This is a genomic window from Sphingomonas qilianensis, assembly GCF_039614825.1.
GTDB classification, from domain to species: domain Bacteria; phylum Pseudomonadota; class Alphaproteobacteria; order Sphingomonadales; family Sphingomonadaceae; genus Sphingomonas; species Sphingomonas qilianensis.
Map to the genome: position 1 here is coordinate 865,502 of NZ_JBDIMF010000001.1, position 26,683 is coordinate 892,184.

Consider the following 26,683-nt stretch of genomic DNA (forward strand, 5'->3'; position numbering starts at 1 on the left):
CGGACACAAAAAACCGCCGCGGATTTCTCCGCAGCGGTCTTTTAGTTACGATAAGGTCGCTTACAGATCGTTGACGGCGCCCTTGACGCTGCCTTTGACGTCCTGCGCGGTGCCCTTGAGCTGCTGCGCCTTGCCTTCGGCCTCCAGCGACTCATTGTCGGTTGCGTCGCCAAACAACTCCTTGGCTTTGCCCGCAATCTTGTTGCCGGCGGCATCGAGCTTGTCGGTGAATTCACCCATGATACTCTCCTTTGTTCACGCAGCGTAATGAACTCGGTCAGCCGGCTGCAGTTCCACGCCAGGCGTCGAAAGCTCGTTTGGAAATATGTGTGATGCGACAGGCGAGATCGGCCTCACCGCTCGCCACCACATAATGATCGCCACCATCGGCAATTCCCGTCGTGAACACGACATTGTCGAGATACATCAGATCCTTGAGCGGCTCGGTCAGCGCCGGCGCCGGCTCCAGCAGCGCTTCGTGCGAGGTGCGCAACACGATGCTGGGGTCATCGCGGTCGAGCATAGACCAATAAGTCCGATAAATGCCGACCACGCCCGACGGCTCGACCCCGTGCCACAAGGTCAGCCAGCCATCCTCGGTCAGTACAGGCGGCGATCCGCCGCCCATCCGCGCGGTGAACACGGTCGCGGCATGCGGCCGGATGCCGGGCTTGTCATAAGGCTTCCAATGTAGCGCATCGGGCGACGACGACAGGTTAATCGACGGCCCGGAACGCCATTCGCTGCCCGGCGGATACGCGAAATACAGATCGCCCAGTGGCCGCGTCTGGGCAACGAATTTACCGCCCACCATGCCTTCGAAGATCAGCATATCCTTGTTCTGGTGATCGAGCACGATCCCCTCCAGTATCCAATCGAGCGCGTCATTCGAGCTGTACAGCGTGGTGCAGTGCCGCTCGGGGCTGACCGAGCAGGTTGTCATCAAATAGCGCTCGCCGACCTTGCTGATCCGAGCATCCTCGACGCCGTAGCATTGATAATCGGCCTGGGGCGCGATCGCGCGATCGTAATGCACCTCGACCAGTGCGGTGCCATCAGCCGACAATTCCACCGGGAGCAGCCACGACAGGCTGGTCAGCGCCATCACTTTCCAGCCGCCGCCGGGGATGAGGAATTTGCGCGGATCCTTGGTATCGACCAGTTCGAGCGGCCAGGCATCGAGCACGTAAGCCCCGTCCGTCCAGCGTATGGCGTGGATTTTCTGCTCCTTGACCGGATGCTTCAGCGCTTCCGCCACGCGGACCATCAGCAGCAGATTGCCGTTGGCTAGCCGCGTCATGCCAGGATTGAACGCGCCAAGCACATAGGTCTCGGCGTCCAGCTTGCCGGCCAGGGGCGAGCGCGCGAGATCGATATCGGCAGGGGTAAAAACGAGTTGGTCGAACGCGAAGGTCATTGGTGCTGGTCCTGTTGCCGGTCCCCAACCCGCTTGTGTCGCCCCGGGACTGTTCCGGGGTCCGCCAGGCCGCTAGGGATTAGAATAGTGCCTCGCGCGGCCATGCCGGCACAATGGACCCCGGAACAAGTCCGGGGTGACGATTTTCGTATTCTTCCCGAGGGTCACGGGCATCAACATTTCTACCGCACTGCGCGGCGCGGCGGCATAAGCCCGTTGTGTGAAGGGCGGACGCCTCGGAGCGGGGGAAGGTTCCGCGGCCTCAAATCCCTTCCCGTCAGCGCAGGGACTTTAGTTCAGCAGCACCCGCTCCAGCAACCGCTCGATGCCTGCCACCACTGCCGGCTCGCAGAGCGTCGGCGTGTGCCCCACGCCCTCCACCGTCACCAGTTCCGACCCCGCCAACGTCTCGGCCATGCGCGCCGCCGTCCGCGGCCCCAGCACGTCCGATCGCTCGCCGCGCACGATCAAGGTAGGCACGCCCTGCAGTTGCTCCAGCGCGCGCCACATATCAGGCCCCGCCTCGTTGCCCGGCACGCGAAACGGCTCGGCGATCTTCATGTCGTAATCAAGCACGATGCGCCCCGCGCCGTTCAACCGGTACAGTCGCTTGGCCATGCCCAGCCAATCGTGGATCGTGTAATGCGGATAAACCTCGGCATTGCCCTCCATCACCGCGCGCGCCGCGTGCATCCAGGTTGGCCAGGTATTCGATTTGCCGACATAGGTGCGGATGCGGCTCAAACCCGCGGTCTCGATCTCGGGCCCGACATCATTGAGCAAGGCGCCGACGATCTTCTCGCGCGCCGTACCCGCTAAGAGCATCGTCACGATCCCGCCGAGCGATGTGCCGAACGCGACATACCGCGCAACGCCCAGTTCGCCGAGCAGCCCCTCGACGTCCTGCACATAGGTCAGCGGCACATAGCTCATCGGATCCTTTGCATAGCCGCTCTCGCCGCGCCCGCGCAGATCGATCGCGATCACCCGCCATTCGCCCCCCAATCGCTCGGCAAGCGCGGCATAATCGCGCGCATTGCGCGTCAGCCCGGGAATGCACAGGATCGGCGGCTTGTCTCTCGGCCCCGGATAATCACGATAATGCAGCCGGACCCCGTCGTTGGACCACCAATATTTGTTTTCGTAAGCGGCCATGGTTGCGTCCCGAGGTTGCGAGCCACCATATCGCCGCATGACCTTGACCCCGCAAGCCTATCGTCCGGAAGCGAAGATCCTCGATCTGGGTGACGCATTCTACGATGCCGTCGACGCCGCAGATTTCCCACAAACAATCCTGCGCTTCCGCAACGATCGCGCCGCCAGCCAAGTAGGCCTCGACACGCTAAGCGACGCCGATTGGGTCACTCATTTCGGCCGCTTGCAGCCGCTACCGGGCAGCCTCGAACAGCCCTTGGCGCTGCGTTATCACGGCCATCAGTTCCGTAATTACAATCCCGATATCGGCGACGGTCGCGGCTTCCTGTTCGCCCAGTTGCGCGACGACCGGGACCGGTTGATGGACCTCGCCACCAAGGGCAGCGGCCAGACACCGTGGAGCCGCTTTGGCGACGGCCGGCTGACGCTGAAGGGCGGCATGCGCGAAATTCTCGCCACTGAGATGCTTGAGGCACTGGGCGTGGAGACGTCGCGCACCTTCTCGCTGATCGAAACCGGCGAGGCGCTGACGCGGGGTGATGAGCCCTCCCCCACGCGCTCGGCAGTGATGGTCCGGCTGAGCCACGGCCATATCCGCATCGGCACGTTCCAGCGCCTCGCGCATTTGCAAGATGCGGATAATATGAATCGGTTGATCGGCTACGTGCTGCGCAATTTCTACGGCGAAGAGCCGGGGGACGCCGCCGCCGCCCGTCTGCTCACGCTGGTCGTCGAGCGTACCGCGAAACTCGCCGCCAGTTATATGGCCGCCGGGTTTGTTCACGGCGTGCTCAACACCGACAATATCAACGTCACCGGCGAAAGCTTCGATTACGGCCCATGGCGCTTCAACCCGAGCTGGGAGCCGGGCTTTACCGCTGCCTATTTCGATCAGCAGGGGCTGTATGCCTTCGGTCGCCAGCCGGAGGCGATCCACTGGAACGCGATGCAGCTCGCTATTGCGCTGCGCACCGTCAGCGAAGCGCAGCCGCTGATCAACGCGCTCGACACGTTTGGTGATCACTATCAGCCAGCAGTCAGCACGGCGCTGCTCTGGCGCCTCGGCTTCGCCCCGCAAAATCCAACGCAGGATCGCGCGCTCATTCAGGCGATCGAACAGCCGCTACGCGAAGGCGCCATCGCGCTCGATCGCTTCTTCTTCGACAGCTTTGGACGGGGTATTCCGGAAAGCTATGGCGATGCCTTCGCCGAAGCCCGCACGCTGATCGCCTTGTACGAACCGCGCAACGATCGCTCGCATCCCTATTGGCATGGCGAACCATGCAGCATGCTCATCGACGAGGTCGAAACTTTGTGGTCGGCAATCGCCGAGCGCGACGATTGGGCACCGCTGAACGCCAAAATCGGAGCAATCCGTCAAATGGGTGAAGCGTTGCTCTAATTCTTCTCCCAAGCGTGCTGGTGAAGGGGGACCGCCCGGCTTCTTCTGCCGGATTGTGGAACGGTAAGCCTAGCAGCGCAACGCTCGTGGCTGCCCTCCATCAGCTTCCTGGTCGCCCTCCCCAAGCAGAGCTCAGGAAGGAATTGCAGAAGCTAGACCCCTCCCGAAATCTGAGGCAAAGACCCACTTAATGTCCGCCGAGCTCATCTCCTACGAACCCGCCACCGGCGCTTTGCTATGGCGTGCCCCAATCGGCGATGTGGATCAGGAGGTCGCCACCGCGCGCGCCAATTGGGCCGGCTGGGCCGCGCAGCCGCTCACCTATCGCATCGAGGCGTTGCGCCGTTTTGGCAACGTCGTCCGCGCACGCAGCGAAGCGTTTACCGATTTGATCGCACGCGAAACCGGCAAACCCGTGTGGGAAGCGCGGACCGAGGTCGACTCGGTCATCGCCAAGGTCGATATTTCGGTCAAAGCTTATTCGGAGCGGACCGCACAGCGCCGCATGGACGCACCAATGGGCAGCCGCATGGCGCTCAGGCACAAGCCGCACGGCGTCCTAGCGGTGCTAGGGCCGTATAATTTCCCCGCGCACCTGCCCAATGGCCACATCGTCCCCGCATTGCTCGCCGGCAACGCGGTGGTGTTCAAACCATCGGAAAAGACCCCGGCGACCGGTGCCTTCCTAGTCGAATGTTTCCATGCCGCCGGCATCCCGGAAGGCTGTATCCGCGTGGTGATCGGCGGACCGGACGAGGGCAAGGCCCTGGCCGCGCATGATGGCATTGACGGGCTGCTCTTCACCGGATCGGCGCGCACCGGGATCGCGCTCAACCGCGCCTTCGCCACCAAGCCCGAAAAGATCCTCGCGCTTGAAATGGGCGGCAACAATCCGATCATCGTGTGGGAATCGCCCGATCTGCATTCCACCGCGGCGCTGATCGTGCAGAGCGCCTTCACCACCGCGGGCCAGCGCTGCACCGCTGCGCGCCGCCTGATCATCGACACGCGCGTGTATGATCAAGTGATTGAGCAGGTGCTCAAGCTCACGGGCAAGCTTATCGTCGACGAACCGCATGCCACCCCCGCCCCGTTCATGGGCTGCGTGATCGACAATGAATCGGCGGACATGCTGACCGACAGCTTCGTTGAGCTGATGATGCGTGGCGGGCGCGCGCTACGCCATCCTGAACGGTTCCGGCCCGGCCGCCCTTTTCTCACTCCCGGGCTGATCGACACGACCGATATGAACGAGCGCCCCGATATCGAACTATTCGGCCCCATCCTGCAGGTGATCCGCGCCACGACCTTCGACGATGCCATCGCCGAGGCGAACAACACGCGCTATGGATTGTCGGCATCGTTGATCAGCCAGACGCCGGAACTGTACGATCGCTTCTGGGCCAATGCCCGCGCCGGCATCGTCAACTGGAACAAGCCGACCAACGGGGCAAGCTCCAGCGCGCCGTTCGGCGGCATTGGCTGGTCCGGCAACCATCGCCCCAGCGCCTATTACGCCGCAGATTATTGTGCCTATCCAGTGGTCAGTAACGAGGCCGATCAAGTGCGGGCAAGCATCGGCATTGGCCTGCGCGACGGATAATTATCTTGCGCCGTTAAGGAACCATAAAGGAGAACAATGGTTTGGGCGTGCGACGTCCAAGGGAGTTATTAAAATTATGCGTAAATTTGTTATTGCTGCTGCTCTGCTCGCAGCTTCCACCGCCGGCGTCGCTTCGGCGCAGGATTCCACCAGCAGCAACGGCACGACGTTCCGTGGCATTCGCGTCGAAGGCCAGGTTGGTGGTGATCGCTTCCAGTCGCAGGGCACGCATAACGACAGCTTCGGTTATGGCGGCCTGATCGGCTTCGACGGCACGATCGGTGATCGTTTCGTCATCGGCGCTGAAGGCACGTTGTGGAATCCGGATGACACCGAGAATTGCGTTGCCGCCGGCGTCAACGGCAGCGGCACGCTGTGCCAGAAGAGCTTCCAGGAATATGGCGTCGCAGTCCGCGCAGGCGTGCTCGTGACCCCGCAGCTGCTGGTCTATGGTAAGGGCGGCTTTGTGAACAACGAACAGCGCAAGAGCTTCACCGGTTCGGCAATCGCTGCACCGGCAGGCGGCGGCAACCTTGCTACGGGCGTTGGTGGATATTACGACCACTTCAACACCGATGGTTACCAGGTTGGCGGCGGCGTTGAGTATTCGCTGACCGACCAGTTCTACGTCAACGGCGAGTATAAGTTCTCGCAGTATTCGGACAACACGTCGCGTCAGCGCGCGCTGATCGGCGTCGGCTTCCGCTTCAAGTAAGCTCAACTCCCGCAGTGATGCGGTAGCAAAGACCCTCTCCCGCGCTGCGGGGGAGGGTTTTTTTGTGCCCTCCGGGCCTCTATAGCGCCCCACATGTCGATCCCCATCCGTGCGCTTGCCGCCCTCGTCGCGAGCTTGCTCGTCGCCCCTGGTTTTGCCAATCCAGTGCGCAAGCCGGCGCCCACGGCTGCCGCACGCGCCGGCATCGTCCGGGTTCAACTCGTCACGACGGCGGGCCCGATCACGCTGGCGCTGGATACACGGCGAGCGCCCGAAACCGCCAAGAACTTCCTCGCCTATGTCGATGACGGTCGCTTCGACGGCGCGATCATCTACCGCGCTGCGCGCTCCAAGAACGCGCCGCAATACGGCTTCATCCAGGGCGGTATCCGCACCGACGCGCGCCGCATCCTGCCCCCGTTCAAGCACGAGCGCACCGATCAAAGCGGCATCCGGCACACCGATGGCACGATCAGCATGGCCCGGCGCACCACCCCCAACTCCGCAGGCGGCAATTTCTTTATCACGGTGGGCGCGATGCCCAGCTTCGACGCCAAGGGCAGCTTCCCTGGCTATGCCGCGTTCGGCCATGTGACCGCGGGCATGCCCACGGTTAAGCGCATTATGGCCGGCAAGACCGGTGGCGCGATGGGCGGGCAGATGTTGCTGAACGGCATCCGCGTGATCAACGCCAAGCGGCTGGATGGCCCGGCCAAGCCGACCGGGCTGGTCAAACCCTGGCTGGTCAAGCGTTAGCGCTGCCACGGTCGAATTGTTGCACCACCGCCACACTGCGTAACAATTCGATAGAAACCATATTGGTCTGATTGTCAGACCAAATCGGTTGGGTCACCTTCGCTCGCGCAACGAACGGGGGATCATCGATGACGTCCAAAGCTGTTTTACGCGGCGGCGCGGCCTTTTGCGCGACAGTCTTTTTTCACATCGGATCGGTTCACGCGCAAACCGTCGAGCCGGTGGCTGCCGCCCTCCATCAGGCGCCAGTCGAGGACATCGTCGTTACCGGTTCGCGCATCCGCCGCGATCCGCTGCAGAACGACAGCCCGGTCGTGCTCATCGATCAGGCCTCGCTTGCGCGTACCGGGCTGTCCTCCGTCGCCGATGTGTTGCAACGCTTGCCCAGCGCGAGCGGCGGGCTGAACTCCAAGGTCAACAATTCGGGCAATCTCGGCAATCCGCCCGATGGCGGCGGCGTGGGTGCGGGATCGGCTGAAATCGATCTGCGCTATCTCAGCTCAAAACGCACGCTCGTGCTGGTCGATGGCTTGCGCTACGTACCCGGCACCAGCGGGAGTGGCATCCCCGCCACGGTCGACCTCAACACGATCCCCGGCAACATGATCGACCGCGTCGAAGTGCTGCAATCGGGCGCCTCCTCGCTCTACGGCTCGGACGCGATCGCCGGCGTGGTCAACATCATCACCGTGGCGCAGCAGGAAGGGCTGCGCGCCTCGGCCCAGTTCGGCACGTTTCGCCAGGGTGACGGCCATACGCAGGATTACAGCGCCAGCTATGGCATCAAGCGGCCGGGGACCAATTTCGTGTTCGGCGCCTCTTATGTGAAGCAAGAAGCGGTGCGGTCGGGCGATCGCGGCATCTCGCTCTTCCCCAATCCCGGGCAGACCGCCTGCACCGATCCGATCGGCGGGTGCTCCAGCGCGGCGGTCAACGGCCGTTTTCTCGGTTCATTCGGGAATCTGACGATCGCCAATCCGCCCAACAACAATCCGACGCTGGCCAATCTGCGCCCGTTCACTGCGTCGGATCGGTTCAATTTCGCGCCGTTCAATTACATTCTGACGCCATCCGAGCGCTACGGCGGCTGGTTCAGCTTCAGGCAGGAGGTCAGGGACAGCGTCAATCTGCGCGTCAAGGCAGCCTATAACCGGCGCAATTCGCAGAATCAGGCCGCGTTCCTGCCGCTGTTCATCGGGCCCGATGCCGGCAATGGCGCGGGCAGCCTGTTCGACACGCTCTCGATAGACGCGACCAACCCGTATAATCCGTTCGGCTACACGCTCTCGGCCGGCAAACCGGGCGAGGCGCCGGCCAACTACTCCTTCATTGCCCGCCGTCTGGTCGAAGCCGGACAGCGCACTTTTAACCAGCAAGTCGATACGATGACCGGCTCAGCCACGCTGGACGGTTCGTTCGGCGTCGGCGAGCGTCGCTGGTATTGGGATGCCAACGCCGCGTTCGGCGTCAACAACGCGCATCAAAGCTTCACCGGCAACGTCAATGCTGCGCGCGTGGCGCAAGCGATTGGTCCCGTCGCATTGTGCACCGGCGCCTGCGTGCCGCTGAACCTGTTCGGCGGCAACGGCTCGGTCACACCCGCCCAGCTCGCCTTCATCGCCTTCACTGAACGCGACAAGAGCGAGCAGAAGCTCTACGATTTCACCGCTAACCTCAACGGCGATCTGTTTGATCTTCCCGCCGGGCCGGTCGGCTTCGCGGTCGGCTACGAACATCGCATTCAGATCGCCAGCTTCGATCCCGACCCGATCGTCGCTGCGGGATTGGGTGCTGACATCCCCTCGAAGCCCGCCGCGGGCCGATACAATTCGGACGAATTCTATGGCGAACTGCGCGTGCCGTTGCTTAAGGACACGCCGTTCTTCAATTCGCTCGAACTCAACGGCTCGGTGCGCCACGCCGATTATTCGATCAGTGGCGGCAGCACGACCTATACCGGTGCGGCGATCTGGAAACCAGTCGCCGATCTGTTGCTGCGTGGTTCCTACGCCACCGGCTTCCGCGCCCCCAGCCTGGGCGAATTGTTCGGTGATCGTTCGCGCTTCGATTTGCCGGCCAACGATCCGTGCACCAGCGCGGCCGGCGGCCTGTTCCAAAGCAACGCCACCGTGCGCGCCAACTGCATCGCCGATGGCGTGCCGGCGGCCGGCAGCTATGCCGAGGACCAGGGCGGGCAGCTTCCCGTGCTGACCCGCGGCAATCGCAATCTTCGCCCGGAAAAGTCGCGCAGCCTGTTGTTCGGCGGCGTTTATTCCCCCGCCTGGACGCGCAGTGCCGGGGCCAGCTTTAGCGTGGAGGCCAATTATTACGACATTCGTGTCACCGACGCGATCGCGGCGGTGGATGCCAACGTGAAGCTCAATAATTGCGCGCTGAGCGGCGATGCCGCGAGCTGCGCGCAGATCGTCCGTACCGCCAACGGCTTCATCAACGAGATCGACGCCACGCTCGACAATCTCGATGCGATCCGCACAAGCGGGTTCGACGCCACGATCAACTACCGCTCGCCCGTCAGCTCGCTCGGCACCTTCGGCCTGTCGGTCAACGCCACACGGCTGCTCAAATACCGCCTGTCCGCCTCGAACGGTGCCGTAGTGATCGACCGTGAAGGCACCGAGCGCGGCAGTCCCGATCAGGCCTTCCCCAAATGGAAGGGCAATGCCACGATCGATTGGGCTTATGGCCCGATCGCTGCGTCGTTCACCGGCCGCTACATCGACGCGGTCACCGAACTCGACGCCAATGGCGATCCCAACGAGCTCAAGAGCCGCTTCTATGGCGATGCGCAGATCATCCTGTCGCCAGCGTTTCTCGATCAGCGCGCGGCGCTGACCATCGGCGTCAACAATGTGTTCAACACCGATCCGCCGGCCTGTTTCAGCTGCAGCCTGAACAATTTCGATCCGACGACGTACGACGTGCCCGGCCAGTTCGGCTATCTGCGCCTATCTTACAAAATGTAACTTCTGCCGGAGCCGCTCGCGCAGTCGGGCGGGCGGCTCTCCTTCTGCGTTGGCGTTGCGTGAGATATTGCCACCGCGGCAGCGAAAGCCCACGAACGATGCTCATCGTTCGAGGAGAGAGACATGTCCGTCAAAGTGGTCGCCTTGGTGTCCGTCAACCCAGGTCAGGACGACGCCTTCATCGCCGCCGCGCAGATCTGCGTCGCCGCCTCGCGCGCCGAGCCCGGCGTACTCCATTACGAGCTATGGCAGGAAAATGACGGCGAGCGCCGGTTCGTATTCAACGAACTGTACGCGGACGACGCGGCCGTGCAGCAGCATATGGCCTCCGATCACTTCAAGGCATTCGGTCTCGCCGTCCGCGATATCGCCGCTGCCCGCCCGACGATCATCGTGACGCACCCGATCGATATCGGCTGAGCACCGGCTGCGATGCTGTACCTCGTCTTGAAAGCCAGCATTTCCGGTGTGCTGATCGCCGTCGCCTCGACGGTCGCCAAGCGCTATCCGGGGTTCGGCGCACTGATCGCCTCGCTGCCGTTAGTCTCGGTGCTCGGCATGATCTGGTTGTGGAACGAGTCGCCGGATGCGGAAACCATGGCGGCGCATGCCGGTGCGACCTTCTGGTACGTCCTGCCGTCCTTGCCGATGTTCCTGCTGATCCCGCTGCTGCTGCGCCACGGCATGAGCTTCTGGATCGCGCTCGCGGCCGGCTGTGCGCTGACCATCACGCTGTATGGCGCGATGACATGGCTCGGCCCACGCTTCGGTTTGCAGCTCTAGCGCGCTCGACAGCCGCCGATCTCACGATCGGCGGCTGCTACTGACGAGACCGGAAATCAGGCCGAACGCGTCGCCACAGTTTTGCCGCGGCGCCGGGCGGCACCGCCGATCATGCCAAAGCCCATCAGCATCATTGCCCAGGTCGCAGGTTCTGGCACGGCCGCTACGGCGCCCAGCACGATGTTGTCGAACTGCACGCCGCTGCCCGTCACCGGCGTCCAGCTGACCGAGGTCACCGGCGCCAGATCGAACGCGAAAGTCGTCGGCAGAAACTTGCCCGCCGTACTGAACGTGCGCGCGGCAGTGCCAAGCGTGCCATCCTGGAAGACAAAGCTGAAATTCACATTGGTCGAAAACGGATTGTAGGCGCCGTTGTCGAAATATTCCGAGAAATCGATCGATTGGAACACGAAAGCGGCACCATCGTCGCTCTTGACCGTCACCGTCGGCGACACGAACTGCGTGAACAGCGATGCCCCCACCTTGTCCATGCTTTTGTATGGTTGCACCGCGGCGAAGCAGCCGCTCTTGTCCCTGCCCTGGCAGTTCGACGCCGTCAGCGTGAAGCCGTCTTCTTTGTATGGGCCGGTGACATAAGTGTAGCTGGTCGAGCTCTTGTTGCGCAACGCATCGAAATCGAGCGTCGTTGCGGCGTGCGCCGGCGCCACCCAGGACAGCAGGCCTGCGGTGGCCGCACCCATGGCACGTGAGATCAGTTTCATAACGCTTTACCCCTTCAACCTGACCGATCATCGGAAAGTTAATGGAGCATTAATGATTGTAAGCGACAGTTCGGTGACGTCGCGCGACATTTTTGACCGCGTCGGCGGGGCGCAAACTTTCCCTACCCCAGCCCCAAGCAACCTTCGGTTGCGCCGCCGCCGCCACGCGACCATCTGACAGCCATGGCCAGTTTGCTCGATCCCACCGCCCGCGGGCGCGTTATCCTCGTCGGCGCGGGGCCGGGGGATCCCGGCCTTCTAACCGTCCGCGCGGTCGAAGCGCTCCGCCAAGCAGATATCGTCGTGCATGATGGCCTGATTGATCCACGCGTGCTCGATATTGCGCCCGCTACGGCGCAGCGCATCTCGGTCGCCAAACAGCGCGCGCGCCACACGCTGCCGCAGGAGGCGATCAATGCGCTGATCGTCGCGCACGTGAAGACCGGCGCGATCGTCATCCGCCTGAAGGGCGGCGATCCGTTCATCTTCGGGCGCGGCGGCGAGGAAGTCGAAGCGGTGCGCGCCGCGGGGCTTCCGGTCGAGGTCATCCCCGGCGTCTCCGCCGCTTTGGGTTGCGCGGCCGAGGCGATGCTACCCCTCACGCACCGCGATCATTCCAGCGCGGTCAGCTTCGTTGCCGGCCAGTGCAAAGGGCTCGCCGATCAGGACTGGTCGGGCTTGGCAGGCCAGGGCCGCACACTGGTCATCTATATGGGCGTCGCCACCGCGTCGGACATCGCCGATAAGTTGATGGCCGATGGCGTTGCCCCCGACATGCCGGTCGCGGTGCTGGAAAAAGGCACGCTTGCGGGGCACCGCGCGATCAAAACCTTGCTTGCCGATCTGGGCCAGATGGTGGAACGCGAGCGCGTCGCCAGCCCGGCGATCATCGTCGTCGGCGAGGTCGTTGAGCTGAGCGACGCCGAGGACAAACTCGCCCGCTGGGCCAAGATTGCGGAAGCTGCAGCATGAAACTTCTTACCGGTAACGATCTGCCCAGCGGCGACGTGGTGTGGTGGACTGGCCAGGGCTGGTCGCGGCATGTCGAGGACGCGACCGACGTTGGCGACAAGGGTGAAGCGATCCTGCGCGCAGAGGAAGGCGCGCGCCGCGTTAACGTGCCCTATGTCATCGATGCGACGCTCACCCCCGAAGGCCCCCGCCCCGCGCATATCAAGGATCGCATCCGCGCGCTCGGGCCGACCGTGCGCACGGATTTGACGTTGAAACCAGCTGATCCGTCGGCGGGCAGTTGGGTGATATGATCCCCTCCCGTCACCCCAGCGAACGCTGGGGTCTCGTGCCGCAAGGGCGCACCATGTTGCTTGAGATCCCAGCTTCCGCTGGGATGACGAGGTAAGAAATGTACAAATACGACTCTTACGACCAGCAGATGGTCGACAACCGTGTCGAGGAATTCCGCGACCAGGTGAAGCGCCGCCTCGCCGGCCAGATCACCGAGGATCAGTTCAAGCCGCTCCGCCTGATGAACGGCCTGTATCTGCAGTTGCACGCCTATATGCTGCGCGTGGCCATTCCGTACGGCACGCTGGACAGCCGCCAGATGCGCATGCTCGCGCATATCGCCCGTACATACGACCGCGATTACGGGCATTTCACCACGCGCCAGAACCTGCAGTTCAACTGGATCAAGCTGGAGGATACGCCCGACATTCTGGCCGAGCTTGCGACCGTCGAGATGCACGCCATCCAGACCAGCGGCAATTGCATCCGCAATATCAGCGCCGATCAATATGCCGGCGCCGCCGCGGACGAGGTCGCCGATCCGCGCATCTGGGCCGAATTGCTGCGCCAGTGGAGCACGTTCCATCCCGAATTCACGTACCTGCCGCGCAAGTTCAAGATCTGCGTGATCGGTGCCGACGAAGATCGCGCGGCGATGCGGCTGCACGATATCGGTATCCAGTTGCTCGAGCGTGACGGCGTGCTGGGTGGCCGCATCCATGTCGGTGGCGGCATGGGCCGCACGCCGATGATCGCCCCCGAAATCCGCGATTTCGTGCCCGCCGACGATCTGCTGAGCTACCTCGAAGCGTGCCTGCGCGTGTACAACCGCTACGGCCGCCGCGACAATATCTACAAGGCTCGCATCAAAATCCTGGTTCACGAGATCGGCGCGGAGGAATATCGCCGCCAGGTCGAAGAGGAATTCGTCGCGGTGAAGGCGCTCGACCTGGATCCGCCCAAGGCCGAGTTCGACCGCATCACCGCGATGTTTGCCGACCCCGCCTTTGATGCCGATGACGGGGCGATCGTGGATCGCAGCGATCCCGATTTTGCGCTGTGGCTCGATCAGAACGTCAAGCCGCACAAGCGGCCCGGCTACGCGATCGTCAATATCAGCCTCAAGCCGCAGGGCGGCATTCCGGGCGATGCAAGTTCGGCACAAATGGATTTGATGGCCGATCTCGGCGAACGCTATAGCTTCGATGAGCTTCGCGTGACGCATGCGCAGAACATCGTCCTGCCGCACGTGCGCCAGGCCGATCTCCATGCCGTGTGGCAACAGCTCGACGCCGCCGGGCTTGCCCCCGCCAATCTCGATCTGATCAGCGATATCATCGCTTGCCCCGGCCTCGATTATTGCAGCTTGGCCAATGCGCGCTCGATCCCGCTGGCGCAAAAGATCACCGAGCGCTTCGCCGATCCCGCACGCCAGCGCGACATCGGCGAATTGAAGGTCAAGATCAGCGGCTGCATCAACGCCTGCGGCCATCATCATGCCGGGCACATCGGCATTCTCGGCGTGGACAAGAAGGGCGTCGAAAACTTCCAGCTGTCGCTCGGAGGCTCGGGCGCGGAGGATGTCAGCCTGGGCAAGATCACCGGCCCCGGCTTCGACGAAGACGGCGTGGTAGATGCAGTCGAGCGCGTCACCGAAACCTATCTCGGGCTGCGTGAGGATGGCGAACGCTTCCTCGATACCTATCGCCGCGTCGGCATGACCCCGTTCAAGGAGGCGATCTATGGATAATCTTCTCCGCTACCGCGACGATCAGCCGCACGAAGAGCCCGCCGTCACGCTCGACGCGTTCCTTGGGCAAACCAACGCCACTGCCGTGCGGATAGAAGCCGGCGACGACGCCCGCGCGCTGCTGCCGCATCTGGGGCAGATCGCGCTGATCGAGATCAGCTTCCCCAGCTTCCGTGACGGCCGCGGCTATAGTGCGGCGCGGATCCTGCGCGAGGCGGGCTATGAGGGCGAATTGCGCGCGCAGGGCGACGTGCTGGTCGATCAGTTGCTGCCGATGCGCCGTTGCGGTTTCGACAGCTTCGCGCCCGAATCCGAAATCGACGCCGCCACTGCCGAAGCCAGCCTGTCGCGCTACGAAAGCTATTACCAGAAAGCGGCCGATCCCGTCGTGCCAATCTGGAAAATGCGGCATGGCTGAAGCAGCGCGCGTTCTCGATTATGTCGACGTAACCCCGTTCACCAAGGTGGACGCGGCGGAAATGAACGCGCGTTTTGCCGGCGTGTCCACGCAGGATATGCTGGCCGAATTACTCGCTGGCGAGCTCAAGGGGCGTATCGCCGCGGTGTCCTCGTTTGGCGCCGAAAGCGCCGTGTTGCTGCACATGGTGGCGCAGATCGACCGCGACGTGCCGGTGATCTTCGTGAACACGCAGAAGATTTTTGGCGAGACGCTGCAATATCGCGACGAGCTCGCCGAACGTCTGGCACTGACGGATCTGCGCGTGTTTCGCCCCGATCCGCGGCTGCTCGCCAGCAAGGATGCAACCGGGCTGCGCTGGAATTACGATCCCGACGGCTGTTGCGATCTGCGCAAGGTCGAGCCGCTGCGCCGGGCGCTTGCCCCGTTCGACGCGTGGATTTCCGGCCGCAAGGGTTTTCAGGCCGGCACGCGCATCGCCATGCCGCGCTTCGAGGAAGACGAAGGCCGCCTGAAGCTCAACCCGCTCGCCGATTGGGATAAGCCCCGCCTCGACGCCTATTTCGCCGAGCATCAGTTGCTGCGCCACCCACTGGAGGCGCAAGGTTATCCCTCGATCGGCTGCGCACCGTGCACCAGCAAAGTGCAACCCGGCGAAGATCCCCGCGCCGGCCGCTGGCGCGGCTGGGAAAAGGTCGAATGCGGCATCCACGTCGCCGAGAAGCCAGGCGAAGAACCGGTCTTCTGAACTCCTTCTAAAGCCCTCTCCCGCCCTTCGCGGGAGAATGGGAGAGGGCTAAGAAGGCAGACGCCTCAATACCCACTCCCGACGAAATCCGAGAAACGCGTGATGCTCGGCTCGAACTTCAGCACCACCTTGCCGGTCGAGCCGTGGCGCTGCTTGGCCACAATGAACTCGGCAAGCCCGAACACGCGCTCCATATCCGTCGCCCAGGCGGCATGATCCTCGAAGATCTTCGCGTTATCGCCCTCGGTCGGTCGCTTGGGCTCCTTCGCCGCGACGTAATAATCCTCGCGGAACACGAACATGACGATATCGGCGTCCTGCTCGATCGAGCCGGATTCGCGCAGATCGGACAGCTGCGGGCGCTTGTCTTCGCGCTGCTCGACCTGACGGCTAAGCTGCGACAGCGCCAGCACGGGCAGGTTCATGTCCTTGGCCAAAGTCTTCAGCCCGCGCGAAATCTCGGAAATTTCCTGTACGCGGCCATCGCCGGAAGCCTTGGCAGAGCCGGTAAGCAGCTGGAGGTAATCGACCACCACCAGCCCGATCTCGTTATTGTGCCGCCGTTGCAGCCGCCGCATGCGCGTGTGCAGCGCACCGATCGTCAGGCCCGCCGTATCGTCGATGAACAGCGGCAGATTTTCCAGATCAGCGGCGGCGGCGGCGAGCTGGTTGAATTCGGCGCGGCTGATCTTGCCCATGCGCAGCGCCTCGCCGCTAATCCGCGCCTGTTCGGCCAGGATACGCGTCGCGAGCTGATCGGCGGACATTTCAAGGCTGAAAAATGCCACCTTCGCGCCCATGGAGGCGCTGTGTTCGATCCCGTCCTGCCGGTCGCGCATGTAACGCTGCGCGGCGTTGAACGCGATGTTGGTGGCGAGCGCCGTCTTGCCCATGCCCGGGCGGCCGGCGAGGATCATGAGATCCGAATGGTGCATGCCGCCGATCTTGGCGTTGATGCTGTCCAGCCCGGTGGTGATGCCCGACAGATGCCCGCCCGAATTGAGCGCCTTTTGCGCCATCTTCACCGCCAGCGTGGTCGCCTGGGCGAAGGTCTTGATCGCGCTCTCGGTGCCGCCATCCGCCGCGACCTTGAACAATTCCTCTTCGGCCAGCTCGATCTGGCCGCGCGGATTGACCTCCTCGGACGTGTCCATCGCGCGTTCGACCAGCCCGCGCCCGACCGTTACCAGCGTGCGCAGCATGGCGAGATCATAGATCTGCTTGGCGAACTGCCGCGCACCGATCAGCCCGGCGCCGCTGCCGGTGAGCTGCGCCAGATAGGCGGGCCCGCCCAGCTCCTTCATCCCCGCATCGCCCTCGAACATCGGGCGCAGCGTGACCGGCGAGGCCAGCATGTCGTTGGCGCGCGCGGTCTTGATTGCGGCGAAGATGCGCCCGTGCAGCGGCTCGAAGAAATGCTCGGGCTCGAGCTTGTCGACCAGATCGTCGGCCAGCCGGTTGTCGATCATCATCGCGCCGAGCATCGCTGCTTCCGCCTCGACATTCTGCGGCAGCTCGGTGATTTCAGGAACGGGTTGAAGCGGGATGATGGAGGCCATCACCGCGTCATAGCCCCCCACGCTCCCGGCTCAAGCCGCTTGCGCCGAACCGCTTGTGGAAAGCGGGGAATGTGGCGCGCGGATGATGCAACCGCGAATGTTGACAATGTTGAGACGCTAGCGGGGTTTTTGGCCTCTTCCGAAAGCCCCCGGTACGGTCGACGACGGCATTGGTATGCACCGCTGGGGCGTTGTAGGACAGCAAGTTTTTCGTCCACGAACATAACGACTTAGCCTGAGCCGACGGATTGAATGCCGGATAGTCGGATCGACTCACCCGCGTGGCACGGGCCTTGGCGCCGGGTGGGCAAGCGAGCGCGACGGGGCCGCGGGGCAGGCCCGGCCCACCGCGCCGAGGCGCGCAATGGATCGCTTCCATTGTCCCCCGCGCGCATCCCTTATAGGGCATGACGGATGGCCGACCCGCGGATCATCAATGTCGAGCTGGACGAGCGCACCATTTTATGGCGCTCGGCGGATATCGAACAGGAACGGCGGATCGCGATCTTCGATCTGATCGAGGGCAATCATTTTGCGCCGCAGCGCGTTCATGCGGATGGCTATGCCGGGCCGTACAAGATTTCGCTCAGCGTGGAGGACGGCCGGCTCGGCATCGCCATCCACCGCGCCGATGACAGCCATCTGGAAACCTATGTGCTCGGGCTCGGGCGCTTTCGCCGCCCGATCAAGGACTATTTCGCCATCTGCGACAGCTATTATGCCGCCATCCGCAACGCCACGCCGGCCCAGATCGAGACGGTCGATATGGCCAGGCGCGGCATTCATAACGAGGCGGCGGAGCTGCTGAAGGAACGGCTGGAGGGCAAGATCGAGATCGATTTCGATACCGCCCGGCGCCTCTTCACGCTGATCTGCGTGCTGCATATCAAGGGCTGACCGAGTGGCTTTACGGGCAGGAGGCGTGCGCATCGACCGCGCCGCGGCGATCATGGTCGTGCTTGGCCTGGCCGCGATCGCCTTGTGGATCGTGGCGCGCGGCTGGCATCCGTCCGACGAGACCTATGCCTTCCAGGGCATCGACATCACGGCGGAACAAGGCACGGTCCATTTCCCGACCGTAGCGGCGGATGGCGTCGATTTCGTTTATCTCCGCGCCACGATGGGCGCAGACGGCCGCGACGCGCAATTCCCCACCTATTGGGCTGACGCCGAGGCCGCCGGCATGCGCCGTGGCGCGCTGCATGTCTGGTCGTTCTGCCGTTCCGGCGCGGACCAGGCGAATAATTTCAACACCAACGTGCCGCGCGCCGATGATGCATTGCCCGCAGCGGTGCTGATCGATTTCACCGATGCGTGCGCCGCACGGCCGCCGCGCGACACCGTCATCGCCGAATTGACCCGATTCGTGATGATGGTCGAGGCGCACACCGGCACACCGATGTTGCTCAAGATCGCCGCCCCGGTCGAACGCCGCTACCAGCTCTCCGGCGCGATCGACCGCCCGGTGTGGAGCATGCGGAATTTCGTCCGGCCAACCTACGCCGTGCGCCCATGGCGCATGTGGCAGGCAAGCGACATGCGCCGTATAGACGGCCTCCCCGGCCCCATTCACTGGAACGTAGTCGCCCCATGACGCTAGACGACATTGTACGAGATCGCCTGATTACCGCCGCGCGCGACGCCGCCACCCGCGCCCATGCGCCCTATTCCAATTTCGGCGTCGGCGCCGCGCTGTTGCTGACCGATGGCAGCGTGGTCACCGGCGCCAATTTCGAAAATGCCAGTTACGGCCTGTCGCTCTGCGCCGAAACGGTGGCGCTGGCCACCGCGAGCAGCGCCGGGCGGCTGGCCGATGTCGTCGCGCTCGCGGTGATCGGCGGCGCGATCGTGCATGGGAAGGTCATCGGTGACACGCCGGTCAGCCCCTGTGGCCGCTGCCGCCAGGTCATCAACGAAGCCGCGCAGATCGGCGGACGCGATATCGTCGTGTGGTGCGGCAGCGCGGAGGGGGATGCAGTGGGGCAGCATTTACTGTCGGAATTGTTGCCATATGCCTTCGGTCCCGCGGATCTCGGCATCGGCTGATGCCGCGTGGCCGCGCTTTGATCGCCGGTGGTGGCATTGCCGGCCTGGCAGCGGCATTGGCCTTGCGCCAGGCGGGCTACGACGTGACGATCTTCGAACGCGCCGGTGCGATCGAACCGGCCGGCTCAGCACTCAGCCTGTGGCCCAATGCAATCGCCGCGCTCGATCGCCTTGGCGTGGGCGCCCGTGTTCGCACTGAAGCTGCGCCGATTGCCACGATGGTGCTTGCCGATCGGCGTGGCGGCGCGCTCTTTGGGCCTCATCCGCTGAGCTCCAACCAGGCGTTCATGGTTACGCGGGCACTATTGCAATCGACGTTGCGTGAGGCCCTTGGTGCCGTCGATCTCCGGTTGGGCCAGCCGATCGCCCAGCTTGAACAGAATGCCGATAGCGTGGCGTTCACCCTGATCGATGGGACGATCGCGCGTGGCGACATCGCGATCGTCGCCGATGGCATCTGGTCTCCCACTGCCACGGAGCTGCTGGGCAACCCGCCCCGCTACCGCGGCTACGGCGGCGTGCTGGCGCTATCCGACCCCGTCGCCGGCCTGGCCTCCACCGGCATCGCTGCTGAATATCAGGGGGACGGCGCGCGCTTTGGCGTGTTCGATATCGGCAACCGCCGACAATATTGGTTTTATATGCACGACACACCCGAGGCGGACATTGCCAGCCTGACGCTTGGCGCTGTTGCCGAGCGCGCCTTGCACTGGCCGGCGGTGGTCCGCGCGGCGATCGCCGCGACACCTGCCGATCGGCTGCTGCCGTTTGCCGTCCATGCCCGTCCGGCCCCCCGCCGCCTCGGCCACGGCCGCGTGCTGTGCGTCGGCGATGCCGCACATGCGATGGAGCCCAATCTCGGCCAGGGCGCTTGCCAGGCGCTCGAGGATGCCGTCGCGCTCGGGTCCGCCGCGAGCATCGTGCAGCCTGACGCCATGCTCGCTACCTATCAGAGCCTGCGCCTCGCCCGCATCCGCGCCTTTGTTCGCCAATCATCCGACGCCCGGCACAGCGCCCATGGCAGCCTGTTCAAGCAGCGCATGGCCCGTGCCATGCTCAGGGCCGTGCCCTCCGCGATCGAACGCCGCCTGCTCGCCCTCATGCACGACATGCCCGCCTATCCGCTTGCCTCGCTCTCCCATTCCCGCAAGAGGATGACGACGCCAACAAGGGGGAGCGCACTATGACCGTCATGTCCGACCGCTGGATTCGCGAGCAGGCACTTACCACCGGCATGATCGAGCCGTTCGTCGACGGGCAGAAGCGCGATGGTTGCATCAGCTATGGCCTGTCCTCCTACGGCTATGACGCGCGCGTGTCGGACGAGTTCAAGATCTTCACCAACATCGATAGCGTGATCGTCGACCCCAAGGATTTCGCCGCCAACAGCTTCGTCGATCGCCAGACCGACGTGTGCATCATCCCGCCGAACAGCTTTGCCCTGGCCCGCACGGTGGAATATTTTCGCGTGCCGCGCGACGTCCTCGTCATCTGCCTGGGCAAATCGACTTATGCGCGCTGCGGGATCATCGTCAACGTAACCCCGCTGGAGCCAGGCTGGGAGGGCCATGTGACGCTGGAATTTTCCAACACCACGCCGCTCCCGGCGAAAATCTACGCCAATGAAGGCGCCTGCCAGTTCCTGTTCCTGCAGGGCAACGAACCGTGCGAGGTCAGCTATGCCGACCGCGCCGGCAAATATATGCGCCAGCGCGGCGTTACCCTGCCGAAAATCTGATCGCCAACCCGCCGGCGGCGCGGGCGCCAGCTGCACCCGACGCCGCCTAGGCCGCTCAGCGCGACGACATCTGCACCCCTGCCAAGTGACGCAACCCGTTGCGCGCAATGTCATGCGATCCCGCGGTGCGATCAGCGGGCACGTCCATCGCCACGTCTGGTTGCGTCAGTACCATGTCATACAACGCACGCGCCTGCTCAAGGCGACCGGTGCGCTGATAGACTGCCGCCAGGTTGAGCAGCAATTCAGGGCGCTGCGGGAAGATCCGCCGCTCGGCGACCAAGGTCCGCTCGGCCGTGGCGAGATCGCCCGCAGCGATCTGGCTATACCCGGTGCGATCCTGCGCGCCTGCTGCCAACGGGGTGGCGGCCGCCACGGCGGCTAGAGTGAAAAGCGCGATACGCATGATCTTTCTCCTGTCAGGCCCTTCGTTCCTGTTCGAAAGGTTTCATATTTATGACAGGAGAATGTCACTTTTGTGAAATACATTCAAGCGTGACCGCACCGCAGCATATTTGCGGTAAGACCCCACTTTTCAGTGGTTTAGTGAAAACAGAATAGCGCAGGCAAAAAAAAGGCGGCCCCGAAGGACCGCCCAATGCGTCTATCTCGTCCGACTCAGAAGTCGTTGCGATACTGCTCGTTGCCGATGAAGCCGAGCTTGGTCACGCCGGAGCGCTTAACGACCGCGAGGACTTCGTCGACCTTGGCATAACGCGCCGCCGGGTCGGGCTGGAAGTGCAGCTCCGGCTCGGGGCTGATCTGGGTCGTCTGTTCCAGATACTGCTGCAGCGTCACGGTATCAACCGGCGCGCCGTTCCACGAAACGACCCCCGCCGGATCGATCGACACCTTGTTCTTCTGGGCATCGACCACGTTCTGCTGGCTGTTCGGGTCATTGACCGGAAGGTCGACCTTCACAGCGTGCGTCTGGATCGGAATGGTGATGATGAACATGATGAGGAGCACGAGCAGGACGTCGATCAACGGCGTCATGTTCATTTCCATCATCGGTTCACCGTCGTCGGAACCTCCGGCCATTGCCATATCAAATTACTCCTATGTGGCTCAGAGCCGGCTCGACGGGGCGCCGGCCGGTGGTTCGGAAATGAACCCGACCCGGGCGAACCCTGCCATCTGCATGGTGTAAACCGTGCCGCCGATGCAGCGATACGGGGTGTTCACGTCGCCGCGGATATGCGCTTCGGGAAGCTCCAGATCCGGGTTGCCGACGCCGCCCTGGCGTTCGATCTCGACCTTGAGCTTGTCGACGGCCTTGGTCAGCAATTCGCCGCTCTTTACGCGCGTCGTGTTCCAATACACGCCGCACGTGCCATCCGGCTCGGTCGTGACGGAGAGGTTGACGTTCTCCGGCTTGGTCGTCGTCGGATCGTACTTCACCTTCGGCAGTTCGAGCTTGATCGCCTGAATGGCGACCGGAACCGCGATCAAGAAGATGATCAGAAGCACGAGCATCACGTCCACCAGCGGCGTGGTGTTGATGTCCGACATTGGCTTTTCGGGGTCGCCCCCACTACTCATTGCCATTGAGGCTTATCCCTATCCATTCAATCGCGCTGGCGGACAGTTCCGGCAACGATGGTCGGGACCGCGCCTGGCGCGGCCCCGGACCCGTCAGCTCAGGTGCGCGGCACGCCACCGGTCTGGCCGGCTGTCGTGGTCGCTACAGCAGGCTTGGCGACGATCGGCTTGGCACCGCTGCGCAGCGAGGTCGGGCGAACCTGGCCATTCGACGCGAGGTTGCCGAGCACGTCGTTCGAGAAGGCCGAGAGGTCTTCCGCGATCGACTTGTTGCGGCGCTGCAGCCAGTTGTAGGCCAGCACGGCCGGAACCGCGACGGCCAGGCCGAGTGCGGTCATGATCAGTGCTTCACCGACCGGGCCGGCAACGGCGTCGATCGAGGCCTGACCAGCGGCGCCGATCTTGATCAGTGCGCGGTAAATACCGATAACCGTGCCGAACAGGCCGACGAACGGCGCAACCGAACCAACCGTTGCAAGGAAGGCGAGACCGCCACCCAGCTTCGAATTGATCGTCGCTTCCGAACGCGCGAGCGAGCCGTGCAGCCAATCATGCGCTTCGACCGGATCGGTCAACTGCTTGTGCTGTTCCTGCGCCATCAGGCCGTCGTCGACGATCTGGCGATAGGCCGAGTTCTTGTCGAGCTTGGCAGCGCCTTCACGCAGCGAACCGGCATTCCAGAAACCTTCGCGCACGCGCTTGGCCTGGTTCATCACCTTCTGCTGTTCGAACAGCTTGGTGAACATGATGTAGAACGACACGATCGACATGAACGCGAGAATGAAGAACACGGTCCAGGCGATCACGCCGCCCTGCTGGAGCGCTTCCCAGAAACCGTATGGATTGGCGCCTTCGGCCGGTGCCGCGCCGGCGGCGAGAATGGTGGTCAACATGTGCGAATAGTCCTCTTAAATAGCATCGACGATCTGCCGGAGCGCGTCACGCGCCCCGGCCGTGGCGTTAATCTTTGGGTAGCACCCATTTCACCGGCAGTGTCGCCGTCGAAGCGATGTTCTGACCGTTGACGTCCTTCGCCGGGGTATATCGAACCCTGCTCTTGGCGATCCGGCACGTGGTCGTATCCAGATCGTTATTGCCGCTCGAGCTGGTCACCGTGCAATCGGTCACGCGACCGTCTACACCCACCGTCAAGCGCGCCACAACACGACCCTCGGCCTCGGCACGAATCGCCGCGGGAGGATAATTGTCGGCGCCAAAATACTGGCCCGGGTTACCCCTGAGGCCGGCAGCCTGCGACGCGCGCGGCGGGGCCGCTGGCGGTGCAGGAGGCGCTGGCGGTGCCGGCGGTGCTGCCACAGGCGTATATTGAATAGCCGGCGGCGGCGTCTGCACGGTCTGAATCTGGACCGGCGGACGGGGCACATTAACGATCGGCGGCGGCGACACCACCGGGGGTGGGGTCAGCGGCGTGTCGGGCGGCGGCGGTGGCGGCTCGTCCGGCGGCGGGGGAGGTGGCTCCTCCACGTCGAACACGTCCATCTTCTCCGTCGCCTTCTTCACGTACTTGTACGCGAGTCCGGTAACGAAGGCATATCCGATCACGGCATGGATGAGCGCGACGATAACGATCGCGACCACCTTGCTACCGCTCATTTTTTGGTCAGCATAGGCCATTCAGAAACGACACTCCTCTATCACGGCCAATTCGGCGCGGCCCTTTCGGCCGTTGGTCCGCCTGCCATGGGCTAGTGTATCCTCAGACAGAGCCGAACCTCTATCGCGAGGTATACAGCGACGCAAACGCTTTGTCGGACGCAACAAACGTACAATCGCAACGCTGCAGAATTATTTCTGTTTAATCGGCGCCCGATACCTTAACTCCATGGTTATGATATTCGTCCTAAAATTGCTTGGCATGGCGCTGCTCGCCACGACCGCCGCTCCCCCCGCCACGGCGCAGGATTCCGCGGTTAACCGCGGGTTAGCGGTTGCCGGACCGCCATATCCGCTGTTTGTGGATTTAACCCTCGCCGCGCCGGTGATCGTCGACGCGACGATCCGCCGCACGACCAGGATCAAGGGCGGTGAAGCCGCTACGGTTCCGGCGGGATTTGTCCGACTTTATATCGAAGCCGATGTGCTCGCGTTGCTCCGGGGGCCGCAAGCACTGCCCGGGCGAATCGGGTATCTGCTTGATGTGCAGCCCGATTCGCGGGGCCGCTTGCCGCAGCTCAAGCGCTTGCGCGTGCTGCTGTTCGCGCGTCCGGTGACCGGTCGCGCCGACCAGATCCAGCTCGTCCGGCCCGATGCGCAACGGCCGTGGAGCCCGGCGGCGGACGACCTGACCCGCCGCATCGCGACGGAGGTCGTCTCGGGCACGGCACCGCCAGAAATTACCGGGGTGGGCAATGCATTCCACGTGGCGGGCTCGCTGCCCGGCGAAGGCGAGACGCAGATCTTCCTCACCACCGCGGATGGCCGTCCGGTATCGCTCGGCATCGCGCGTCGCCCGGACCAGCCACCTTTATGGGGCGTTTCGCTGGCCGACGTGGTCGATCAACGCGGCGCCCCGCCGCCGCGCGATACCTTGTTATGGTATCGGCTGGCCTGCGCCTTGCCGGCCACGCTGCCGGACAGCGCCGTCGGCGAAACCGAGCGGCCCAATGCCGATATTGCGCGCGAGGATTATCGCTTTGTGATCGAATCGCTGGGGCCGTGCACGCGGGAGTGATCGCCTAACGACCAAAATACATCAGAACTGCAGCGCCGGCGCTAACCGCCGACGACCAGCACCTGCCCTGTCGTGGACTTCGCCCCGGCGAGAAACCGCGCTACCGCCACCACGTCCGCCTCGGCAGCATGGTGTCCGATATCCAGCGCGCACAATCGCCTGGGCGCTCGCGCCACTGCCAGCGGTGCGATCGCCGCCAGCACCATCGCCCGATCCACCGCCGGCAGTTCGGGCCCGACAATCACCAGCGCCATCGCCGCATCCGCGCTCTTGATCGCGGCGATCGTCTCCGCGATCGGCAGGCGCGCCACGATCACCGCCCCCTGCCCTTCCAGCGCCGCGCTGACGATGCCCAGCATCGCCTTAGCTCCGATGGCGGACCAGCGTCATGCCGATCGATTCGCCTGCTTCGGCAATCGCCAATTTGACGATTTTGACCTGCACGCGCGCCACGCGCCGATCCTGGAGGAACAAGGTCTCGGTAATATGATCGGCCACGCCCTCGATCAGCGTGAAATGCACGCCGACCGGCAATGCGGTCGTCGCCGCATGTTTGAGATCGAGATAGTTTTTCGACGCGCCAAGCGGCGTATCAGGCTCGAACCGCGCCGGACAATCCAGTTCGACATCGATCGAGATGCGCAGCGGCTGCGGCAGATGCGTCTCTTCGGAATAGATGCCGGTCAACACCTGCACTTCGAGATCATGTACGGCGAGAGTGAGACGATCGTCCAAGCTTCATCCTTTCGACGCACCATCACAGCGCGGGGCTGCGCCATAGCAGATGGCCGCGCAAGCGAAACCCGTGGTCACTGTAGCCCATTCCGCTTGCGTTCACGCGCGCCCGGTCTAAAGCGCGCGGCCCGCGCGCTACGGGCCGAGGAGAGGTTTGTGGTCCAGATCGTGCCGATTGCCGAGATCCCCGCCCCGGACGTCGAGCGCTTGCTAGATGTCGCGTTCGGCCCGGAACGGCACGGCCGTACCGCCTATCGCATCCGCGAGGGCATGGCGCCGCTCGCAGAACTCAGTTTCGCCGCTTTGGAAGAGCGTGCACTGGTCGGCACGATCCAATGCTGGCCGATCACCTTCGATGCCGATGATGGGGAGAGCACGCCGCTGGTTATGCTTGGTCCGGTCGCGGTGGCACCGACGCGCCAGGATATCGGCATCGGACGGCTGCTCATCCATCACGCGCTCGAAGCCGCCGACTCAAGCCGGCACGGCGCCGCCATGGTGCTGATCGGTGATCCGGAATATTATGGTCGCTTCTTCGGCTTCAGCGCCGATCGGACTGCCGGCTGGCGCGTCCCCGGCGTGGTCGAGCAACACCGGCTGCTCGCGCGCGGCGTCGCGGTACCGGCGGGGGCCGGCCTGCTCGCGCCCCGACGCACCATCCAACCCTGACTTG

At 63.6% G+C, this 26,683-nt stretch carries 31 protein-coding genes; 19 read left to right on the forward strand and 12 right to left on the reverse strand.

Going from position 1 to position 26,683, the window contains the following annotated elements; genetic code table 11:
• Positions 1 to 60 precede the first annotated feature (60 nt).
• From ABC969_RS04150 to ABC969_RS04160, 3 genes are all read right to left on the reverse strand, one after another.
• A complete protein-coding gene (locus ABC969_RS04150; protein WP_345863152.1) occupies positions 61 to 240 on the reverse strand; it encodes a CsbD family protein in 180 nt (59 codons plus the stop codon).
• A gap of 37 nt (positions 241 to 277) precedes the next feature.
• Positions 278 to 1,417, reverse strand: a complete 1,140-nt coding sequence (locus tag ABC969_RS04155; protein WP_345863154.1) for a glycoside hydrolase family 130 protein — start codon at positions 1,415 to 1,417, stop codon at positions 278 to 280.
• A gap of 291 nt (positions 1,418 to 1,708) precedes the next feature.
• Positions 1,709 to 2,572, reverse strand: coding sequence for an alpha/beta fold hydrolase (locus tag ABC969_RS04160; protein ID WP_345863156.1), 864 nt, complete (start codon positions 2,570 to 2,572; stop codon positions 1,709 to 1,711).
• Positions 2,573 to 2,609: 37 nt separating this feature from the next.
• Between ABC969_RS04160 and ABC969_RS04165 the strand changes: the two genes are divergently transcribed.
• The 7 genes from ABC969_RS04165 to ABC969_RS04195 all read left to right on the forward strand — a co-directional run bounded on the left by ABC969_RS04165 (position 2,610) and on the right by ABC969_RS04195 (position 10,815).
• A complete protein-coding gene (locus ABC969_RS04165; RefSeq protein ID WP_345863158.1) occupies positions 2,610 to 3,974 on the forward strand; it encodes a protein adenylyltransferase SelO family protein in 1,365 nt (454 codons plus the stop codon).
• Between the two features lie 190 nt (positions 3,975 to 4,164).
• Positions 4,165 to 5,577 carry a succinylglutamate-semialdehyde dehydrogenase gene (gene astD, locus ABC969_RS04170; protein ID WP_345863160.1) on the forward strand — a complete coding sequence of 471 codons (1,413 nt, stop codon included), beginning with the start codon at positions 4,165 to 4,167 and terminating at the stop codon, positions 5,575 to 5,577.
• Positions 5,558 to 6,292 carry an outer membrane protein gene (locus tag ABC969_RS04175; RefSeq protein ID WP_345863162.1) on the forward strand — a complete coding sequence of 245 codons (735 nt, stop codon included), beginning with the start codon at positions 5,558 to 5,560 and terminating at the stop codon, positions 6,290 to 6,292. Before astD ends, ABC969_RS04175 begins: the two co-directional genes overlap by 20 nt.
• A 93-nt stretch (positions 6,293 to 6,385) precedes the next feature.
• Positions 6,386 to 7,048, forward strand: a complete 663-nt coding sequence (locus ABC969_RS04180; protein ID WP_345863163.1) for a peptidylprolyl isomerase — start codon at positions 6,386 to 6,388, stop codon at positions 7,046 to 7,048.
• A 128-nt stretch (positions 7,049 to 7,176) separates the two neighbouring features.
• Positions 7,177 to 10,032, forward strand: a complete 2,856-nt coding sequence (locus ABC969_RS04185; RefSeq protein WP_345863165.1) for a TonB-dependent receptor domain-containing protein — start codon at positions 7,177 to 7,179, stop codon at positions 10,030 to 10,032.
• Positions 10,033 to 10,155: 123 nt separating this feature from the next.
• Complete coding sequence (locus tag ABC969_RS04190; RefSeq protein WP_345863167.1) at positions 10,156 to 10,452, forward strand: putative quinol monooxygenase; 297 nt, start codon at positions 10,156 to 10,158, stop codon at positions 10,450 to 10,452.
• Between the two features lie 12 nt (positions 10,453 to 10,464).
• Positions 10,465 to 10,815 (forward strand): DUF3147 family protein, encoded by a 351-nt coding sequence (locus ABC969_RS04195; RefSeq protein ID WP_345863168.1) that lies wholly within the window; start codon positions 10,465 to 10,467, stop codon positions 10,813 to 10,815.
• Positions 10,816 to 10,871: 56 nt separating this feature from the next.
• On the opposite strand, the gene ABC969_RS04200 is transcribed toward ABC969_RS04195, so the two are convergent.
• On the reverse strand, positions 10,872 to 11,537 hold the full coding sequence (locus tag ABC969_RS04200) for a PEPxxWA-CTERM sorting domain-containing protein (protein ID WP_345863169.1): 666 nt from the start codon (positions 11,535 to 11,537) through the stop codon (positions 10,872 to 10,874).
• 183 nt (positions 11,538 to 11,720) lie between these two features.
• On the opposite strand from ABC969_RS04200, the gene cobA reads away from it, so the two are divergent.
• The 5 genes from cobA to ABC969_RS04225 all read left to right on the forward strand — a co-directional run bounded on the left by cobA (position 11,721) and on the right by ABC969_RS04225 (position 15,698).
• Positions 11,721 to 12,509: a uroporphyrinogen-III C-methyltransferase gene (gene cobA, locus ABC969_RS04205; RefSeq protein WP_345863170.1), complete on the forward strand. Its 789-nt coding sequence runs from the start codon at positions 11,721 to 11,723 to the stop codon at positions 12,507 to 12,509.
• Positions 12,506 to 12,802: a DUF2849 domain-containing protein gene (locus ABC969_RS04210; protein ID WP_345863172.1), complete on the forward strand. Its 297-nt coding sequence runs from the start codon at positions 12,506 to 12,508 to the stop codon at positions 12,800 to 12,802. The genes cobA and ABC969_RS04210 overlap by 4 nt, the downstream gene beginning before the upstream one ends.
• Before the next feature lie 98 nt (positions 12,803 to 12,900).
• Positions 12,901 to 14,532, forward strand: a complete 1,632-nt coding sequence (locus ABC969_RS04215; RefSeq protein ID WP_345863174.1) for a nitrite/sulfite reductase — start codon at positions 12,901 to 12,903, stop codon at positions 14,530 to 14,532.
• On the forward strand, positions 14,525 to 14,950 hold the full coding sequence (locus ABC969_RS04220; RefSeq protein WP_345863175.1) for a DUF934 domain-containing protein: 426 nt from the start codon (positions 14,525 to 14,527) through the stop codon (positions 14,948 to 14,950). Before ABC969_RS04215 ends, ABC969_RS04220 begins: the two co-directional genes overlap by 8 nt.
• Positions 14,943 to 15,698 (forward strand): phosphoadenylyl-sulfate reductase, encoded by a 756-nt coding sequence (locus ABC969_RS04225; RefSeq protein ID WP_345863177.1) that lies wholly within the window; start codon positions 14,943 to 14,945, stop codon positions 15,696 to 15,698. Before ABC969_RS04220 ends, ABC969_RS04225 begins: the two co-directional genes overlap by 8 nt.
• A gap of 65 nt (positions 15,699 to 15,763) precedes the next feature.
• On the opposite strand, the gene ABC969_RS04230 is transcribed toward ABC969_RS04225, so the two are convergent.
• Entirely contained in the window at positions 15,764 to 17,257 is a 1,494-nt protein-coding gene (locus tag ABC969_RS04230) for a replicative DNA helicase (RefSeq protein WP_345863178.1), read from the reverse strand.
• Positions 17,258 to 17,671: 414 nt separating this feature from the next.
• On the opposite strand from ABC969_RS04230, the gene ABC969_RS04235 reads away from it, so the two are divergent.
• The 5 genes from ABC969_RS04235 to dcd are packed head-to-tail and all read left to right on the forward strand — an operon-like array spanning position 17,672 to position 21,041.
• The gene (locus ABC969_RS04235) at positions 17,672 to 18,154 is read left to right on the forward strand and encodes a UPF0262 family protein (protein ID WP_345863179.1); all 483 of its coding nucleotides are present in this window, start codon (positions 17,672 to 17,674) and stop codon (positions 18,152 to 18,154) included.
• 25 nt (positions 18,155 to 18,179) lie between these two features.
• Positions 18,180 to 18,851: a GH25 family lysozyme gene (locus ABC969_RS04240; protein ID WP_345863180.1), complete on the forward strand. Its 672-nt coding sequence runs from the start codon at positions 18,180 to 18,182 to the stop codon at positions 18,849 to 18,851.
• A complete protein-coding gene (locus tag ABC969_RS04245; RefSeq protein WP_345863181.1) occupies positions 18,848 to 19,303 on the forward strand; it encodes a cytidine deaminase in 456 nt (151 codons plus the stop codon). Before ABC969_RS04240 ends, ABC969_RS04245 begins: the two co-directional genes overlap by 4 nt.
• Positions 19,303 to 20,490, forward strand: a complete 1,188-nt coding sequence (locus tag ABC969_RS04250) for an FAD-dependent oxidoreductase (RefSeq protein WP_345863182.1) — start codon at positions 19,303 to 19,305, stop codon at positions 20,488 to 20,490. The genes ABC969_RS04245 and ABC969_RS04250 overlap by 1 nt, the downstream gene beginning before the upstream one ends.
• Positions 20,487 to 21,041 (forward strand): dCTP deaminase, encoded by a 555-nt coding sequence (gene dcd, locus ABC969_RS04255; RefSeq protein ID WP_345863184.1) that lies wholly within the window; start codon positions 20,487 to 20,489, stop codon positions 21,039 to 21,041. Before ABC969_RS04250 ends, dcd begins: the two co-directional genes overlap by 4 nt.
• 55 nt (positions 21,042 to 21,096) lie before the next feature.
• On the opposite strand, the gene ABC969_RS04260 is transcribed toward dcd, so the two are convergent.
• The 5 genes from ABC969_RS04260 to ABC969_RS04280 form a co-directional block, all read right to left on the reverse strand.
• The gene (locus ABC969_RS04260) at positions 21,097 to 21,447 is read right to left on the reverse strand and encodes a tetratricopeptide repeat protein (protein ID WP_345863186.1); all 351 of its coding nucleotides are present in this window, start codon (positions 21,445 to 21,447) and stop codon (positions 21,097 to 21,099) included.
• A 212-nt stretch (positions 21,448 to 21,659) separates the two neighbouring features.
• The gene (locus tag ABC969_RS04265; RefSeq protein ID WP_345863188.1) at positions 21,660 to 22,088 is read right to left on the reverse strand and encodes an ExbD/TolR family protein; all 429 of its coding nucleotides are present in this window, start codon (positions 22,086 to 22,088) and stop codon (positions 21,660 to 21,662) included.
• Between the two features lie 21 nt (positions 22,089 to 22,109).
• Positions 22,110 to 22,589, reverse strand: coding sequence for an ExbD/TolR family protein (locus ABC969_RS04270; protein ID WP_345863190.1), 480 nt, complete (start codon positions 22,587 to 22,589; stop codon positions 22,110 to 22,112).
• Positions 22,590 to 22,681: 92 nt separating this feature from the next.
• Positions 22,682 to 23,476, reverse strand: coding sequence for a MotA/TolQ/ExbB proton channel family protein (locus ABC969_RS04275; RefSeq protein ID WP_345863192.1), 795 nt, complete (start codon positions 23,474 to 23,476; stop codon positions 22,682 to 22,684).
• Positions 23,477 to 23,543: 67 nt separating this feature from the next.
• A complete protein-coding gene (locus ABC969_RS04280; protein WP_345863194.1) occupies positions 23,544 to 24,218 on the reverse strand; it encodes an energy transducer TonB in 675 nt (224 codons plus the stop codon).
• A gap of 208 nt (positions 24,219 to 24,426) precedes the next feature.
• On the opposite strand from ABC969_RS04280, the gene ABC969_RS04285 reads away from it, so the two are divergent.
• Positions 24,427 to 25,275 carry a hypothetical protein gene (locus tag ABC969_RS04285; protein ID WP_345863195.1) on the forward strand — a complete coding sequence of 283 codons (849 nt, stop codon included), beginning with the start codon at positions 24,427 to 24,429 and terminating at the stop codon, positions 25,273 to 25,275.
• Between the two features lie 41 nt (positions 25,276 to 25,316).
• On the opposite strand, the gene ABC969_RS04290 is transcribed toward ABC969_RS04285, so the two are convergent.
• Both ABC969_RS04290 and ABC969_RS04295 read right to left on the reverse strand, forming a co-directional pair.
• Complete coding sequence (locus tag ABC969_RS04290; protein ID WP_345863197.1) at positions 25,317 to 25,634, reverse strand: Rossmann fold domain-containing protein; 318 nt, start codon at positions 25,632 to 25,634, stop codon at positions 25,317 to 25,319.
• A gap of 4 nt (positions 25,635 to 25,638) precedes the next feature.
• The gene (locus tag ABC969_RS04295; protein ID WP_345863198.1) at positions 25,639 to 26,010 is read right to left on the reverse strand and encodes a dihydroneopterin aldolase; all 372 of its coding nucleotides are present in this window, start codon (positions 26,008 to 26,010) and stop codon (positions 25,639 to 25,641) included.
• A gap of 156 nt (positions 26,011 to 26,166) precedes the next feature.
• Here ABC969_RS04295 and ABC969_RS04300 point away from each other — a divergent pair, with 156 nt between their 5' ends.
• Positions 26,167 to 26,679: a GNAT family N-acetyltransferase gene (locus tag ABC969_RS04300; protein ID WP_345863199.1), complete on the forward strand. Its 513-nt coding sequence runs from the start codon at positions 26,167 to 26,169 to the stop codon at positions 26,677 to 26,679.
• Positions 26,680 to 26,683: the final 4 nt, after the last annotated feature.

Coding starts and splice junctions, on each gene's coding strand:
- ABC969_RS04150 (WP_345863152.1), bottom strand. CDS start 240: ATGGGTGAATTCACCGACAAGCTCGATGCCGCCGGCAACAAGATTGCG.
- ABC969_RS04155 (WP_345863154.1), bottom strand. CDS start 1,417: ATGACCTTCGCGTTCGACCAACTCGTTTTTACCCCTGCCGATATCGAT.
- ABC969_RS04160 (WP_345863156.1), bottom strand. CDS start 2,572: ATGGCCGCTTACGAAAACAAATATTGGTGGTCCAACGACGGGGTCCGG.
- ABC969_RS04165 (WP_345863158.1), top strand. CDS start 2,610: ATGACCTTGACCCCGCAAGCCTATCGTCCGGAAGCGAAGATCCTCGAT.
- astD (WP_345863160.1), top strand. CDS start 4,165: ATGTCCGCCGAGCTCATCTCCTACGAACCCGCCACCGGCGCTTTGCTA.
- ABC969_RS04180 (WP_345863163.1), top strand. CDS start 6,386: ATGTCGATCCCCATCCGTGCGCTTGCCGCCCTCGTCGCGAGCTTGCTC.
- ABC969_RS04185 (WP_345863165.1), top strand. CDS start 7,177: ATGACGTCCAAAGCTGTTTTACGCGGCGGCGCGGCCTTTTGCGCGACA.
- ABC969_RS04190 (WP_345863167.1), top strand. CDS start 10,156: ATGTCCGTCAAAGTGGTCGCCTTGGTGTCCGTCAACCCAGGTCAGGAC.
- ABC969_RS04195 (WP_345863168.1), top strand. CDS start 10,465: ATGCTGTACCTCGTCTTGAAAGCCAGCATTTCCGGTGTGCTGATCGCC.
- ABC969_RS04200 (WP_345863169.1), bottom strand. CDS start 11,537: ATGAAACTGATCTCACGTGCCATGGGTGCGGCCACCGCAGGCCTGCTG.
- cobA (WP_345863170.1), top strand. CDS start 11,721: ATGGCCAGTTTGCTCGATCCCACCGCCCGCGGGCGCGTTATCCTCGTC.
- ABC969_RS04210 (WP_345863172.1), top strand. CDS start 12,506: ATGAAACTTCTTACCGGTAACGATCTGCCCAGCGGCGACGTGGTGTGG.
- ABC969_RS04215 (WP_345863174.1), top strand. CDS start 12,901: ATGTACAAATACGACTCTTACGACCAGCAGATGGTCGACAACCGTGTC.
- ABC969_RS04220 (WP_345863175.1), top strand. CDS start 14,525: ATGGATAATCTTCTCCGCTACCGCGACGATCAGCCGCACGAAGAGCCC.
- ABC969_RS04225 (WP_345863177.1), top strand. CDS start 14,943: ATGGCTGAAGCAGCGCGCGTTCTCGATTATGTCGACGTAACCCCGTTC.
- ABC969_RS04230 (WP_345863178.1), bottom strand. CDS start 17,257: ATGGCCTCCATCATCCCGCTTCAACCCGTTCCTGAAATCACCGAGCTG.
- ABC969_RS04235 (WP_345863179.1), top strand. CDS start 17,672: ATGGCCGACCCGCGGATCATCAATGTCGAGCTGGACGAGCGCACCATT.
- ABC969_RS04245 (WP_345863181.1), top strand. CDS start 18,848: ATGACGCTAGACGACATTGTACGAGATCGCCTGATTACCGCCGCGCGC.
- ABC969_RS04250 (WP_345863182.1), top strand. CDS start 19,303: ATGCCGCGTGGCCGCGCTTTGATCGCCGGTGGTGGCATTGCCGGCCTG.
- dcd (WP_345863184.1), top strand. CDS start 20,487: ATGACCGTCATGTCCGACCGCTGGATTCGCGAGCAGGCACTTACCACC.
- ABC969_RS04260 (WP_345863186.1), bottom strand. CDS start 21,447: ATGCGTATCGCGCTTTTCACTCTAGCCGCCGTGGCGGCCGCCACCCCG.
- ABC969_RS04265 (WP_345863188.1), bottom strand. CDS start 22,088: ATGGCAATGGCCGGAGGTTCCGACGACGGTGAACCGATGATGGAAATG.
- ABC969_RS04270 (WP_345863190.1), bottom strand. CDS start 22,589: ATGGCAATGAGTAGTGGGGGCGACCCCGAAAAGCCAATGTCGGACATC.
- ABC969_RS04275 (WP_345863192.1), bottom strand. CDS start 23,476: ATGTTGACCACCATTCTCGCCGCCGGCGCGGCACCGGCCGAAGGCGCC.
- ABC969_RS04280 (WP_345863194.1), bottom strand. CDS start 24,218: ATGGCCTATGCTGACCAAAAAATGAGCGGTAGCAAGGTGGTCGCGATC.
- ABC969_RS04285 (WP_345863195.1), top strand. CDS start 24,427: ATGGTTATGATATTCGTCCTAAAATTGCTTGGCATGGCGCTGCTCGCC.
- ABC969_RS04290 (WP_345863197.1), bottom strand. CDS start 25,634: ATGCTGGGCATCGTCAGCGCGGCGCTGGAAGGGCAGGGGGCGGTGATC.